Source organism: Nocardia abscessus (assembly GCF_015477775.1).
GTDB lineage: Bacteria > Actinomycetota > Actinomycetes > Mycobacteriales > Mycobacteriaceae > Nocardia > Nocardia abscessus_A.
Map to the genome: position 1 here is coordinate 460,366 of NZ_JADLQO010000002.1, position 13,303 is coordinate 473,668.

The 13,303-nt window shown below is 68.4% G+C and carries 15 protein-coding genes; 5 read left to right on the forward strand and 10 right to left on the reverse strand.

Annotation, left to right across the window (positions count from 1 at the left end; translation table 11 throughout):
- The first annotated feature begins 160 nt into the window (after positions 1–160).
- Positions 161–1,276 carry a type III PLP-dependent enzyme gene (locus IU450_RS07740; RefSeq protein WP_195149077.1) on the forward strand — a complete coding sequence of 372 codons (1,116 nt, stop codon included), beginning with the start codon at positions 161–163 and terminating at the stop codon, positions 1,274–1,276.
- An 8-nt stretch (positions 1,277–1,284) separates the two neighbouring features.
- Positions 1,285–2,487: an adenosylmethionine decarboxylase gene (gene speD / locus IU450_RS07745; RefSeq protein WP_195149078.1), complete on the forward strand. Its 1,203-nt coding sequence runs from the start codon at positions 1,285–1,287 to the stop codon at positions 2,485–2,487.
- A gap of 59 nt (positions 2,488–2,546) precedes the next feature.
- On the opposite strand, the gene IU450_RS07750 is transcribed toward speD, so the two are convergent.
- From IU450_RS07750 to IU450_RS07775, 6 genes are all read right to left on the reverse strand, one after another.
- Positions 2,547–3,926: a cation:proton antiporter gene (locus IU450_RS07750; protein WP_195149079.1), complete on the reverse strand. Its 1,380-nt coding sequence runs from the start codon at positions 3,924–3,926 to the stop codon at positions 2,547–2,549.
- A gap of 160 nt (positions 3,927–4,086) precedes the next feature.
- Positions 4,087–4,293 carry a tautomerase family protein gene (locus tag IU450_RS07755; protein WP_195149080.1) on the reverse strand — a complete coding sequence of 69 codons (207 nt, stop codon included), beginning with the start codon at positions 4,291–4,293 and terminating at the stop codon, positions 4,087–4,089.
- A gap of 1 nt (position 4,294) precedes the next feature.
- Positions 4,295–5,029 (reverse strand): SDR family NAD(P)-dependent oxidoreductase, encoded by a 735-nt coding sequence (locus IU450_RS07760; protein WP_195149081.1) that lies wholly within the window; start codon positions 5,027–5,029, stop codon positions 4,295–4,297.
- 75 nt (positions 5,030–5,104) lie between these two features.
- Positions 5,105–5,695, reverse strand: a complete 591-nt coding sequence (locus IU450_RS07765; RefSeq protein WP_195149082.1) for a TetR/AcrR family transcriptional regulator — start codon at positions 5,693–5,695, stop codon at positions 5,105–5,107.
- Between the two features lie 61 nt (positions 5,696–5,756).
- The gene (locus IU450_RS07770; protein ID WP_324197583.1) at positions 5,757–6,251 is read right to left on the reverse strand and encodes a gamma-glutamylcyclotransferase family protein; all 495 of its coding nucleotides are present in this window, start codon (positions 6,249–6,251) and stop codon (positions 5,757–5,759) included.
- A gap of 54 nt (positions 6,252–6,305) precedes the next feature.
- Positions 6,306–7,214 carry a hydrogen peroxide-inducible genes activator gene (locus IU450_RS07775; RefSeq protein WP_195149083.1) on the reverse strand — a complete coding sequence of 303 codons (909 nt, stop codon included), beginning with the start codon at positions 7,212–7,214 and terminating at the stop codon, positions 6,306–6,308.
- Positions 7,215–7,392: 178 nt separating this feature from the next.
- Here IU450_RS07775 and IU450_RS07780 point away from each other — a divergent pair, with 178 nt between their 5' ends.
- The 3 genes from IU450_RS07780 to IU450_RS07790 all read left to right on the forward strand — a co-directional run bounded on the left by IU450_RS07780 (position 7,393) and on the right by IU450_RS07790 (position 9,398).
- Complete coding sequence (locus IU450_RS07780) at positions 7,393–7,980, forward strand: peroxiredoxin (RefSeq protein WP_195149084.1); 588 nt, start codon at positions 7,393–7,395, stop codon at positions 7,978–7,980.
- Between the two features lie 97 nt (positions 7,981–8,077).
- Positions 8,078–8,617: an alkyl hydroperoxide reductase gene (locus tag IU450_RS07785; protein WP_181725421.1), complete on the forward strand. Its 540-nt coding sequence runs from the start codon at positions 8,078–8,080 to the stop codon at positions 8,615–8,617.
- A 106-nt stretch (positions 8,618–8,723) separates the two neighbouring features.
- Positions 8,724–9,398: a PhzF family phenazine biosynthesis protein gene (locus tag IU450_RS07790; protein WP_195149085.1), complete on the forward strand. Its 675-nt coding sequence runs from the start codon at positions 8,724–8,726 to the stop codon at positions 9,396–9,398.
- 7 nt (positions 9,399–9,405) lie between these two features.
- On the opposite strand, the gene IU450_RS07795 is transcribed toward IU450_RS07790, so the two are convergent.
- From IU450_RS07795 to IU450_RS07810, 4 genes are all read right to left on the reverse strand, one after another.
- Complete coding sequence (locus IU450_RS07795; RefSeq protein ID WP_195149086.1) at positions 9,406–10,137, reverse strand: anti-sigma factor; 732 nt, start codon at positions 10,135–10,137, stop codon at positions 9,406–9,408.
- A complete protein-coding gene (gene sigK, locus IU450_RS07800; RefSeq protein ID WP_228834178.1) occupies positions 10,130–10,816 on the reverse strand; it encodes an ECF RNA polymerase sigma factor SigK in 687 nt (228 codons plus the stop codon). Before sigK ends, IU450_RS07795 begins: the two co-directional genes overlap by 8 nt.
- Before the next feature lie 64 nt (positions 10,817–10,880).
- Positions 10,881–11,555 (reverse strand): DUF5134 domain-containing protein, encoded by a 675-nt coding sequence (locus tag IU450_RS07805; RefSeq protein ID WP_195149088.1) that lies wholly within the window; start codon positions 11,553–11,555, stop codon positions 10,881–10,883.
- A gap of 452 nt (positions 11,556–12,007) precedes the next feature.
- Positions 12,008–13,237, reverse strand: coding sequence for an aspartate aminotransferase family protein (locus tag IU450_RS07810; RefSeq protein WP_195149089.1), 1,230 nt, complete (start codon positions 13,235–13,237; stop codon positions 12,008–12,010).
- Positions 13,238–13,303: the final 66 nt, after the last annotated feature.

Sequence of the window (13,303 nt, forward strand, 5' to 3'; positions counted from 1 at the left end):
CGCACCGCCTGACGGTCCCGCATCAACGCAGGTCAGCAGCTCCGTCGCGACAGAAGGACAGGGTTGCGCGACTTCGTGGCGAACCCAGGTTTGGACGGATTCGTTCCTGGGTACGGGCCGCTGATACTCTCTCCCCCGCTGCCCAAGCGAAAGATCAACTATGCCCGAATCGCCGTACCTTGTCATCCATCCCGAGCGTGTCCGCCGGAATTACCGCGCGCTCGACGCCGCCCTGTCCACCGGCAGCGGCGCCGCGACGAGGATCCGTTTCGCCGTGAAGGCGAGCCCGGTGCCGGAGATCGTGCGCCTGCTCGACGAGGAAGGCGCGGAATTCGACGTCGCCAGCATCGGCGAGATCGATCTGTGCCTCGGGCTGGGCGTGGCGCCGGACCGGTTGTGCTACGGCAACCCGATCAAGAAGACCGCCCACATCGCCAGGGCCCATGCTCTGGGGGTGCGCCGGTTCGCCTTCGACACCGAGGACGACCTGCTGCGCATCGCCGAGCACGCACCCGGCTCCGAGGTGGAGTGCCGCTTCCTCGCCTCGGCGCCGGAGTCGCGCACCCCGTTCGGCACGAAGTTCGGCTGCGCCCCGGGCGAGGCGTTCCGGTTGCTGGTCCGGGCCAGGGATCTCGGGCTCGTCGTCGCCGGACCGTACTTCCACGTCGGCTCCCAGCAGCTGGACCCCACCTCATGGCGGATCGGCATCGAACAGGCGGGCCGCATCGTGGAAGCCTTGGCGGACAAGGATATTCCGGTCAGCTCGGTGAACATCGGTGGCGGGCTGCCGATCCCCTATGCCGACCCGGCGCCCTCGCTGGCCGAGATCGCCGCGGTGGTCAAGCATGCGGCGGCCGAATTCCTTTCCGGGGAAACCGGATTGGTCGTCGAACCGGGCCGGGCACTGGTCGGTTCGGCGGGCACGATCCACGCCGAGGTCATCGGCGTTCGCACCGCGCCGGACGGCCGGCGCTGGGTGTATCTCGACATCGGCCGCTACAACGGAATGGCCGAGACCGAGAACGAGTACATCGCCTACCGGTTCGTCACCGACCGGGACGGCGACCCCGTCGACGAGGCGGTGGTGGCCGGTCCGACCTGCGACGGCGACGATGTACTGTATCAACGCACGCGAGTCCTCCTACCGACCACGTTGCGAGCCGGTGATCGCGTTCGAATCCTCGACACCGGTGCCTATACCGCGAGCTATTCGTCGGTGTCCTTCAATGGTTTTCCGCCCTTGACCGTTCATGTCTCGGGCGCTGAGCGAGAGTGAGTTTGCCCATGACGGCGGAATTCACCGGTTGGCATGTGCTGGCCGAGTTCGGTGGTGTCGACGCAGCCCTTTGCGACGATCTCGAACGACTCGAATCGGCGTTGCGTGAGTCTCTGATCGCGGCGGGCGTCACCATCTGCGATGTCGTACACAAGAAGTTCGAACCGCAGGGGGTGACCGTCCTCGCGCTGTTGTCGGAGTCCCACGCCTCGATTCACACCTATCCGGAGTCCGGCGAGATCTTCGTCGACGTCTTCACCTGCGGCAGTATCGGCGCAGGCGCGTCGAAAGCGGTCGAGCTGCTGCGGGACGCGTTGTCGCCCAAAGATGTTCGCATGCAGGTCATCCGCAGGGGACACGGCAGTCAACGGATCGAGGAACCGGTGGGCGCGGGCCTGACCCGCATCTGGGACCTGCACGAGGTGATCGTCGACACGCACACGCCGTTCCAGCACATGGTCATCGCGCGGACCGAGCAGGGCATCAGCCTGTTCTCCGACGACGACCGCCAGTCCACCGAGTTCTCCCAGCTGACCTACCACGAGGCGATGATGGTTCCCGCCTTCGCCCTGGCCGAGAAGCTGGACAGGGTGCTCATCATCGGCTCCGGCGAGGGCGTGGCCAGTCAGATGTCGGTCGCCGCGGGCGCCACCCACGTCGATCACGTCGACATCGACCAGCTCGAGGTCGAGTTGTGCGCCCGGCACCTGCCCTACGGCTACACCAGCGACGAGCTGGCCGCCGCGGTGGCGGGCGAGGGGCCGATCACGGTGCACTACGCCGACGGCTGGGACTTCCTGGCAGGCGCCGCGAAGTCCGGCACCCGCTACGACGTCATCGTGATCGACCTGCCGGACGAGCGCGTCGAGGACGCGCAGCACAACCGGCTCTACGAGGCGGAGTTCCTGTCCCGATGTCGCGCGCTGCTCGCGCCCGGCGGCGTGCTGAGCGCGCAGGCAGGCTGCGCGACGATGTGGCGCAACGAGACGCTGAAGCGGTCCTGGGAGCGTTTCCACGATCAGTTCGGCACCGTGGTGCACTACGGCAGCGACGAGCACGAGTGGTCGTTCCTGTTCGGTCTGGTGGACTCGATCGACGACCCGGTCGAGGCCATGACCGAGCGCCTGGCGCGACTGCCCTACAAGCCCGAAACCATCGACGCGCGAGCGCTGGTGCGCGGCGCGATCGAACCGCACGCCCTGCGGGTCTAGACGACGCGCCGAATGCGCCGGTCCCGTTGGGACCGGCGCATTCGGCGTTCGTCACCCGGTCACAACCGTGCTGGGTCCGCGGGCGGCTGTTGCGGCCGTTGCGGCGCTGTCGCTTCCTTCGGCTCCTCGCCGCCGGGCCCGAACACCATGCCGTTCTTCCACGCGCTGCGCTCGAACATCCGCTGCAGCGGGGTCGCGAGGCAGGTGGTGACCGTTGTCATGATGGCCAGCACGGTGTACAGCTCCGAAGTGATCAGTCCGGCTGTGAGCCCGACGTTCAGCAGGACCAGCTCCATGAGTCCGCGCGCGTTGGCCAGCGCGCCCATCGCGCCCGCCTCGCGCCAGCCCATGCCCTGTGTGCGGGCGACCAGCCCGACCGCGCCGAACTTGCCCACGAACGACACCACGAGCACCACCGCGGTCACCAGCAGCACCGTCGGATCGAAGATCAGGCTCAGCTTGGTGTTCAGACCGGTGTAGATGAAGAAGACCGGCAGCAACAGATATCCGACCAGCGGCTCGAAACGCGCACGGATCCGGTCCAGCAGCTCGCCGCGCGGCATCACGATGCCCGCGACGAACGCACCGAGCACGGAATGGATCCCGACGAAGTCGGTGACGGCGGCGGCCAGCAGCACCACCAACAGGACCACGGTGAGCTGCCCGACCGGCAATCCGCCCGCGGTTTCGGAGTCACCGCGGCGCGGCGCCCAGGTGTGCAGCCGAGCCAGCCAACGGCGCGCGACGAAGAACATGAACAGCAGGTAGGCCGCTCCGCCGCCCACCGCGAGGTAGACACCGCCCGGACTGTCCTTCGCCGTGGCGACGACCACTGCGAGCAGCACCCACGCGCACAGGTCGTCCACGGCGGCGACAGCCATCGCCATCGTGCCGAGGCGGGTGTTCATGAGCCCGGAGTCGTAGACGATCCAGGCCAGGATCGGGAATGCGGTGACCGCGACCGCCGCGGCCAGGAAGAGCGCACCTTGCCAGTTCACCACTCCGCCGGTGAAGAACTTCCCTTGACCGACCAGCCACCAGCCGACCACGCCGCCCAGCACCATGGGCACCGCTACGCCGGTCATCGAGGTGGCCCCCGCCTGGCGCACGTGCTTGCCGAAGATGTCGAGCTGGAACGAGCTGCCGACCAGGAACATGTACAACACCAGGCCGAGCTGGCCCACCACGTAGATGGCGGTGAGGTTCGGGTGGACGATGCTCGTCTCGCCCACCATCAGCTTCGTGGGGAACAACCATTCCTGGGCCTGCGGCCACGCCCAGCCGAACACCGACGGCCCGAGCAGGAAGCCGGCGATCATGATGACCACCACCTGTACCTGGCCGAGCCGCCGGAACAGCGGCCAGAGCAGACGGTAGGTCACGAGAATGACCACGATCTGCAGGAATAAGTGGGTGGATATTTCGAGCAGTGTTGGCACCGCAGCTCCCCTCCGTCGAGCTGTTCCGTCCTACCAGGATCTCGGCTGCGCGTGGAAACGTAACTGCTTTCGCGTGACTTTTTCGTGACGAGTTCGGGCGGACGCCCCGACGGAGACGCGCCGACGCCCGAACCGCCTGTCCGCGAGAGTATCTCGCGATTCAGGGGCGCTGCTGCTCGCGCCACCGCTCGACGTCGACCCCGCCGACGCCCCAATTCGACAGGGCGACCTCATCGATCACGACGTACGTGCTGGCGGGCGTCTTGCCGAGCACGTCGTGCAGCAGATCCGTGACGCCCGCGATCAGCCGCGCCTTCTGCTCGCGGGTGACGCCTTCGTCGGTGACTTTGATGTTCACGTATGGCATTTCAGGCTGCCCTTCCCGAGATGAATCCGCCGTCGACGGGCAAGATATGTCCGGTCGTGAAGGCGGCGTCGGCGAGATACAGCACCGCGGCCGTGGTCTCGTCGACCTCCCCTACCCGGTTCAGCAGGGCGAGCCTGCCGGAGGACTCTTCGTCGCCGTCGCCGAACAGCGGGGTGCGGATGATGCCGGGGGCCACCGCGTTGACCCGGATACCGTCGGCGGCGAGTTCGGCGGCGAGGCTGATCGTCAGCGCGTGCACCCCGCCCTTGCTGACCAGGGGCGCCGAGGCGGGCAGCCCCGCGAGGGCGTGGTCGATCAGCACCGTGCCGATGTTCACGATGCTGCCGCCCCGCCCCTGCGTCAGCAATCGCCGCACCACGGCCTGGGTGGTGAAGTAGGTGCCTTTCAGGTTTCCGTTCAGGTAGCCGTCGAGGTCCTGCTCGGTGACCTCGACGAACGGTTTGGCTCCGAAGATGCCCGCGTTGTTGACCAGCACGTCCACGCCGCCGAACCGCTCGACGGCGAGATCCACCAGGGTCGTCCCGGTAGCGGCGGCGCCGATATCGCCCGCCACCGTGGCCACCCGTTCCGGCGCGCCGAGATCGCCGGCCACCCGCGTCAGCTTCTCCGCGTCCCGCCCGTTGAGCACGACGTTGTCGCCGCGTTCTACGAACGCCCTCGCGATATCGCGGCCGATCCCACTGGAGGAACCGGTCACGATGACCGTCTTCGTCATAACTTTTCCTTCCTTGATACGACCGGTCGTCTTCTAATTGGCACACGAAGACACCGGACAGATGGTTGCCCCGACTCAGGGCAGGAAATAGTCGCCGAGCAGGCGATCCAGGCACTTGTGCAGCGGCGCGAGGGTGCGATCGATCTTCATTCTGATCACCGCGCCCTCCCAGGATTCGAGCAGCAGATCGGCCAGTTCGTCCGCCTCGATGTCAAAGCGGATCATGCCGAGGCGCTGCCCGCGCGCGAGCTGCTCGGCCACGCGATCGCGCCACGCGCCCCATGCCGCCGACAGCGATTCCCGCAGCAGTTCACTGCCTTCGAGTTCGCCGCCCAGGTTCGCGATGAGGCAGCCGCCGGTGAAGTCGGCCGCGACGAAATCGTCCATCAGCCGCGCGAAGAACGCCCGCAGGCCGCTCACCGGGTCCGCAGCGGCGTCGAACGCTTCGGTCAGATTCCGCTGCACGCACCGGGAGTGATACTCGATGATCGCGCGACCGAAACTCTCCTTGCTGTCGAAGTAGTTGTAGAACGAGCCCTTCGGCACACCGACCTTGTCCAGAATCTGTTTGATCCCGGTGCCGTGGTAACCGTTGGTCAGAAACCCCGTGGCGCCCGCTTCGACCAGCAGCCGCCGGGTGTCCTCACTGCGTCGAGGTCGCGCCATACGCCGAATATACGACCGGTCGTCTTGGAATGGCAACTCGAAGCGCGCGAGCCGCTCCGCCTCACGCCTCCGGACCCGCCCATCCGGGCTCGGCGGAATCCGAGAAGGTCGCGGGATCGCGGCGCCACCGCGCGGAGCGAGCGGCGAAACGCGCGAGGTGCTCGGCGGCGAACCGATCCCGTTGCCAGTCCGCCGGATCCGCCGTCACCGTCCAGACGTAGGTCCACACCGGAACGCCGCCTGCCTCGAGTCGCACCCGGCGCAGGTCGTATTCGTCGTCCTCGAACGCGTCGAGAACCACCCACTCCGGCGCGGTGAGACCGCTCAGCACGGCGCCACGGGTCAGCCCGTGCGTCGCGGCGACCAGTCCCGGGTAGATCCGCCGCGGCAGCGCGGCGGCACGCCAACCGGTCAGCTCGGCCGGTTCGAGCGGCGGGACGCGGCCGAGCAGCGTCTGCAGCACCTCGGGAAACTGCAGCGTGCCGTAGACGAACAGCGCATGATCCAAGCCGAACAGGCGGCCCAGCCGCCCCGATCCCAGCACCGCGGATTCCACTTCCCGCTCCTCTCGCCCTGCCCCCACTGTGCCCGTCCCGCCCGATGGGCGCAGCTACATCGGCCGCTGAGCACGAACAATGGCGGCCAGATATTCGTAATCGTCGGCGCGAGCGCTGGAATTGCGAAAGACCAAACCGATGGTGCGGCCGGGCGCGGGGGCCGAGAAGTGCGCGACATCCAATGTGCCCCGGGCGGTTTCCGAAGCGACGGCCATCTGCGGGATCAGCGTCACGCCGAGCCCGCCCGCCACGCACTGCACCACCGTCGAGAGGGAGGCGGCTCTGGTGTCGCCGACAGCGGCCGGGTGCACATCGGCCGAACGGCACGCCTCGAGCGTCTGGTCGCGCAGGCAGTGCCCCTCGTCCAGCAACAGCAGCGGCTGGGCGTCCAGCACCGACGCCACGAGGTCGGTACGCCCGGCCAGCTCGTGACCGCGCGGCGTGACCAGCACGAATTCCTCCGCGTAGAGCGGGATCTCGACCAAGCCGGGCATCTCGGTGGGCACCGCGAGCAGCGCGACGTCGAGCACGCCGGTGCGCAGCCCGTCCAGCAACCGGTCGGTCTGGTCTTCGATGATCTGTGGGCGCAACTCGGGCAGCCGCTTGCGCAACTCGGGCAGCAACCCGGGCAGCACATAGGGGGCTACCGTCGGGATGATGCCCATCCGCAGGGTGCCGCCGAGTGCGTCGCCGGTGGCGGACGCGACGAAGCGGTCGGCGGCTTCCAACGTCGCCATCGCCTTGGGCAGCAAGCGCATCCCCGCCGCGGTCACCAGCACCCGCCGGGTGCTCCGTTCGATCAGCTGCAGCCCGAGCCCGTGTTCCAGAGCCGCGAGCGCCTGCGATAGCGTGGGCTGACTCACACCGAGGCGGGCGGCCGCGGTGCCGAAATGGCGGTATTCCGCGATCGCCACGAACGCACGCAGCTGTGACAGGGTGGGCTGATAAGTCTGATCAGTCACGCCTATCAGTGTAGTGCGACTGATCACCTTTACCTTTCACGCACCCTTGGGCAAGATCGCCGGTGAGCTTTTCACCCGCGGTGTGAGTGCCCGGTCCGAGGCGGTGGTTCGCGTGACCGCGACGGGCCCGCAATACCGCAGAACACAGGTAGCAAACCAACTTGACGAGGAGACGAGCATGGCCCTGCTGACCATCGGCGACCAATTCCCGGCATACAACCTCACCGCGGTCATCGGCGGTGATCTGTCGAAGGTCGACGCTCAGCAGCCTGACGACTACTTCACCCGGATCACCAGCGACGACCACGCGGGCAAGTGGCGGATCATCTTCTTCTGGCCGAAGGACTTCACCTTCGTGTGCCCGACGGAGATCGCCGCGTTCGGCAAGCTGAACGACGAGTTCGAGGACCGGGACGCGCAGGTGCTCGGCGCGTCGGTGGACAACGAGTTCGTGCACTTCCAGTGGCGCGCACAGCACGAGGACCTCAAGACCCTCCCCTTCCCCATGCTCTCGGACCTCAAGCGCGAACTGGCCGCGGCCACCGGCGTGCTGAACGCCGACGGTGTCGCCGACCGCGCCACCTTCATCGTCGACCCGAACAACGAGATCCAGTTCGTCTCGGTCACCGCGGGTTCGGTGGGCCGCAACGTCGACGAGGTGCTGCGCGTACTGGACGCGCTGCAGTCCGACGAGCTGTGCGCCTGCAACTGGAAGAAGGGCGACCCCACCATCAACGCCGGCGAGCTCCTGGCCGCCAGCGTCTGAAAACCGCCGTCGCACCCGGGTTTCCGGGTGCGCCACCCCATCACCGAGAAACGACCCGGTCCTCGCACGGGACCGAATCGAGCAGAGGAATCGCCGCATGAGCATTGAGAACCTGAAGAACTCCCTCCCCGAGTACGCCAAGGACCTCAAGCTCAATCTGTCATCCATCGCGCGCAGCACAGTGCTGAACGAGCAGCAACTGTGGGGCACCCTGCTGGCGTCGGCGGCCGCGACCCGGTCGACCACCACCCTGCGCGAGATCGCCGAGGCAGCCGCCGACGTGCTGTCGGCGGAGGCGTACAACGCCGCGCTCGGCGCCGCCTCGATCATGGGCATGAACAACGTGTTCTACCGGGGCAAGGCGTTCCTCGACGGCCGCTACGACGACCTGCGGGCCGGGCTGCGCATGCAGATCATCGGTACGCCGGGGGTCGACAAGGCCGATTTCGAACTCTGGTCGTTCGCGGTGTCCTCGATCAACGGCTGCGCGCACTGCCTCGAGGCGCACGAGCACACGCTGCGCGAGGCGGGCGTTTCCCGCGAAGTGATCTTCGAATCGCTGCGCGCCGCCGCCATCGTGGCCGGCGTCGGCCAAGCGGTGCAGTCGACCGAGGCCCTCAGCACCGCCACGATCTGATTTCTCCGCAAAAGAGGCCCCTGTCCTGCGACGGGGGCCTCTTTCGCGTTCCCATGTGGTCCGGACGACAGCTCGGCGCCGGCGTACCCGGGTAGGCTCGGGGAGCATGAGCACACAGGTTGATGTGGTGCGAGTGTTCACCGACGCGGCGGGCCGGTTCGGCAACGAGCTCGGTATCGCGCGGGCGGCCGACGTAGCCGCGGTCGATCGGCAGGCGCTGGCGGCGAAAGCCGGATACAGCGAGACCGTCGTGGTCGAGGAACCGGTGGACGGCACCGTCGCGGTGCGGATCTACACCCCCCTGATGGAACTCCCCTTCGCCGGGCACCCGTCCGTGGGCACCGCCTGGTGGTTCGCGGCCCAGGGCGTTCCGGTGCGGGTGCTGGACGTCCCGGCGGGCCCGGTGACGGTGGAACTCACCGAGGGATTGACCTGGATCACCGCGCGCGGCGAATGGGCGCCCACGTTCACCTTCCATCAGCTGGAGGACGCCGAGGAGCTGGCCGCGCTGCATCCGGACGAGTTCCCCGGTGGCCCGCACTACCTGTGGGCCTGGACCGATGAGCATCGCGCCGCGCTGCGTTCGCGCATGTTCGCGCCGACCATGGGCGTTGCGGAGGACGAGGCGACCGGAGCCGCTGCCGTGGCCTTGACAGCGTTACTGCGCAAAGGCTTGGTCATCACCCAGGGCAAGGGCTCGCAATTGTTCACTCAGTGGGACTCCGACGGCTGGGTGCACCTCGGCGGCCGCGTCGTCGCAGATCAGCCGGTGGAGATCTAGGCCGGACTCACGGCAGCGTCACGCCGACGACCGGATCGCCGCTGGGCGCGTCCGAGCCGCCGTCCGGTTCGACGCTCACCGCGAGCACCTCGCCCGACCGGAATCCGGTCACGAACGGCCGCTCGGTCGAGGGCACGTCGCTCAGCACACCGACCGAGCGGGGCTGCCCGTCGGAGCCGACCAGCCACACCTGATAGACCCGCCCCAGCGGTGGTGGCGCCACCCGGTCGAACACGACGATCGCGCGGCCGAGTTCGGGCGAAGCGTCGACGACCAGCAGACCGCCGCCGTCGAACGCGCCGTTGACCGTCCGCATCCCCGGCTGCCCGGGCACCTCGCTGGCGGCGACCGGATCCGAGGACGAGCCGGTGAACTGGACGGCCACCAGGCTTCCGCCGACCACCAGGCACGCGGCCGCCGCGATCGGCACCGCCCAGCGCAGCGGCCGTCGCCACGACGAGATCCGCGTGACCGATCGTTCCTCGCGCAAGTCCGGCAGCGCCGCCAGAATGCGGCGTTCCAGTTCCGGCGGCGGTGCGAGCTCGTCGAGCACGGCCAGTCGGCCCATCACGTCGCGCGCCTGCCAGACGGCGTCGGAGAAGGCCCGCCGCACGTCGGGGTCCGCGGCCGCCAGACGGGCATCGATATGCCTGCGTTCGATATCGGCGACCGCGTCCAGCGCGCACGGGTAGGCGAGGTCGATGAGATCCGCGTCCGACCGCGGCGAGGTGTCAACCATCGGTGCGTTCCCCGGACAAACACTTCTCCAATCGTTTCAGCCCGTCCCGGATGCGGGTCTTGATCGTGGGCAGCGGAACCGACAGATGGTCGGCGACCTCTCGGTAGGTCCGCCCGCTGTAATAGGCCAGCGCGATCGCTTCGCGCTGGGTGGGGGTCAAGGTCTCCAAGCAACCTGCCACCTGTTGCTCTTCGATGCGCTGGGCGACCGATTCGGCGACCACGTCGTGGTCTCGTCCCAGATGCTCGTGCGCGTAGACCAGATCCCGGCTGGTGGCCGAGCTCTCCGAGCGCACCCGGTCCACCGCCCGCCGGTGGGCGAGCATCATGATCCAGCCGACCGGACTGGCCAGCGTGGCATCGTAGCGATCGGCCATCGACCACACCTGGAGGTAGACCTCCTGGGTCACCTCCTCCGCGGCGGCGTGACTGCGCAGGATCCGCACCGTCAACCCGAACACCCGCGGACTGGTCAGCTGATAGAACTCGGTGAACGCGCCGCGATCGCCCGCTCCCGCGGCGGCGAGCAACGCCGCGAGCTCGCGGCTCGCGAGGGTGGCCTGCGAGCGGCCGTGGCGGGAGGGCAGCGGGCACGCGAGCGCGGAGTCGCCGGGTTCCTCCCGCACCCGCGCCGGGTCGCCGGATCGATGGGATGAAGCAGAACCGTGTTCGTTGCTCATGGCCGAATCCCGTGCCTGCATGAACAGGGGTTCGGTATGCAGGGGGAACCGGATTGGTCCCTGGTCAACGAGCGATCATGGCCACCAGCATGTACGCGGTACCGGCATCCATCACCACGTGCGGCACCGCCGCCCAGGGTTTCGCGGGACCGGTGAGTGCGGCGACACATCCCCCGGAACGCGCCAGCAGCCGCAGCGGACCCGGCAGCTGCGCATGCACCCAGCCGGTACGGGCGGCGAAGACGACCAGCAGTGCGTCGAGCAGGAACAGGGCGGCGAGACCGAGCGCGGGGCCGGGAGCCGGACCGCCCATGTGTCCGGAGGCCGTATGCCCGGACATCGCGTAGAGCATCGCCGCGGCGGCCACGATGTGGTAGCCGAGCGGGACCAGCCGGTCGATCGGCAGCGGCCGCCCCTGGGTGGCGTACTCCGCCGCGCGGATCATCAGCAGGCCGGCGAAGACCACGGTCATCGCCGTGAGCACGCCACGCAGCGCGTGCGGGCTCGCTCCTGAGGGGAACAACAGCATGCCGAGCATGACCAGGCACATCACCAGGTGCGCCGCATCGGATTCGGCATGCTCGCCCGAAGCATCCGGTGGCCCGGACGTTTCCGGGACCGAATCGGCCCACGACGCCACGGGCGCCGTCACTCGCGTCAGCACGATCCCCGCCGCGATCACGAACGCGGCCACCACCATCCACCGCAATACCGCATAGTCCTGCACGAACTGCGCCACACCCCACCACCTCTCAGCACGGCGACCACGGTCGTCGCCCTTCCATGCTCGCATCCCGGAGCGGTCGGGGTGCCCTTTTCGATTGCGCTACATCGTCGATCGGGCCGGCCACAGCGATCGCCCAGCGCTCTTCGGGCATACGTGCGCGCGGGGTGGCCTCGGTCACCGGGCTGTTCGTTCCGGGCACCGGATCCTCGCGGCATCCCGGCCGGATCCGGAGGGCCGGGCTTCGCGACTTCCTCAGTGCGAGTGCGGTTTTGCTATGCCGAGGCGATCCATGAGACGAGCACTTCGCTCCAGCGATGCCGAGACCGTCTGTCGGGCAGGAGAATCTCGGAGTTGCGTCGCCTCGACAAACTCATGCGCATCGGCAACCGCTTCGAAGAAAGTCGGCAGCGTACCGCCGCGACACATCAACGACGCGGCGTCGCGCCGGCCGATCACGTGGCAAATCACACGTCGTTCAGTGCGCGGGTGAATCCGTCGACGAGTTCGGCGACCTGGTCGTCGGTCATGACGAACGCCGGGGACACCTGCATGGCGCCTTGCCCCGCGGCGCGACCGGAGATGCCGTGCGAGCGCAACGCCTTGACCAGTGCGGGTCCTTCGGCGGGATCGGCCAGCTGGATCGCGGCGACGGCACCGAGGCCGCTGCGCACCTCGGCGACCCTGGGATGTGCGGCGAGCACCGACAGCTGCTCGTGCAGGCTGGACTCCAGGCGCAGGGCCTCATCGAGCAGGCCTTCCCGCTCGACGATGTCGAGGTTCGCCAGTGCGGCGGCCGCGGCGCCCGCGTGGCCGCCATAGGTGTAGCCGTGCCGCCACCACACCCCGCCCGCGAAGAACGGCTCCGCCACGTGCGGTGCGGCGAAGACCGCGCCCATTGGGAGATAGCCGGAGGTCAGCCCTTTCGCGGTGGTCATCAGGTCGGGTTCGAGCGCGAATCGCGACGACGCGAACCAGGCTCCGCCGATCCGGCCGAAACCGGTCACGACCTCGTCGGCGACGAACAGGATGTCGTGGTCGCGGCAGATGCGCCGCACCTCGGCGAGGTAGCCCTCCGGCGGTGGATACACACCACCCGCGCCGATCACGGGTTCGCAGAAGAACGCGGCGATCCGCTCGGCGCCGACCTCCTCGATCAGGGCGAGCAGGGCTTTCGCGTCGTCCCACTCGACGGTCCGCGCCGCGGGCATCAGCTCGCCGTAACCCTCGCGGTTCCCCGGTATGCCCGCCAGCGCCGTGCCCGCCACGTGCATGCCGTGATAAGCCATCCGTCGCCCCACCACGATCGTCTTGCCCGGGCGACCGAGTTCGTGCCAGTAGCGGCGGGCGAGCTTGGCCGCGGTGTCGACGGAGTCGGAGCCACCCGAGGTGAAGAAGATCTTGCTGCCCCGCACCGGAGCGAGGCGGGCGAGCCGCTCGGCGAGCTCCTGGGTGGCGGGTTCGGTGATGTCGCCGAAATTGGAGTAGTGCGCGATCCTGCGCAACTGGGCGGCCACCGCGTCGGCGATCTCCCCGCGGCCGTGGCCCACATTGGCGAACCACAGACCCGCGGTCGCGTCCAAGTAGCGATTGCCCGCCGGGTCGAAAACGTAGGCGCCCTCGCCGCGAGCGACCACGAACGCGCCGTCGCGCTCGACGGCGCCCATGTCGGCAAAGCCGTGCCATAGCGCGTTCATACCTCCACCTTTACCGGATCCCGATCCGCGCCGCTCCCGCGAGCGCCCCGCCGTCAGCTCCCCCCA

Coding starts and splice junctions, on each gene's coding strand:
- IU450_RS07740 (WP_195149077.1), top strand. CDS start 161: ATGCCCGAATCGCCGTACCTTGTCATCCATCCCGAGCGTGTCCGCCGG.
- speD (WP_195149078.1), top strand. CDS start 1,285: ATGACGGCGGAATTCACCGGTTGGCATGTGCTGGCCGAGTTCGGTGGT.
- IU450_RS07755 (WP_195149080.1), bottom strand. CDS start 4,293: ATGCCATACGTGAACATCAAAGTCACCGACGAAGGCGTCACCCGCGAG.
- IU450_RS07760 (WP_195149081.1), bottom strand. CDS start 5,029: ATGACGAAGACGGTCATCGTGACCGGTTCCTCCAGTGGGATCGGCCGC.
- IU450_RS07765 (WP_195149082.1), bottom strand. CDS start 5,695: ATGGCGCGACCTCGACGCAGTGAGGACACCCGGCGGCTGCTGGTCGAA.
- IU450_RS07780 (WP_195149084.1), top strand. CDS start 7,393: ATGGCCCTGCTGACCATCGGCGACCAATTCCCGGCATACAACCTCACC.
- IU450_RS07785 (WP_181725421.1), top strand. CDS start 8,078: ATGAGCATTGAGAACCTGAAGAACTCCCTCCCCGAGTACGCCAAGGAC.
- IU450_RS07790 (WP_195149085.1), top strand. CDS start 8,724: ATGAGCACACAGGTTGATGTGGTGCGAGTGTTCACCGACGCGGCGGGC.
- IU450_RS07795 (WP_195149086.1), bottom strand. CDS start 10,137: ATGGTTGACACCTCGCCGCGGTCGGACGCGGATCTCATCGACCTCGCC.
- sigK (WP_228834178.1), bottom strand. CDS start 10,816: ATGAGCAACGAACACGGTTCTGCTTCATCCCATCGATCCGGCGACCCG.
- IU450_RS07810 (WP_195149089.1), bottom strand. CDS start 13,237: ATGAACGCGCTATGGCACGGCTTTGCCGACATGGGCGCCGTCGAGCGC.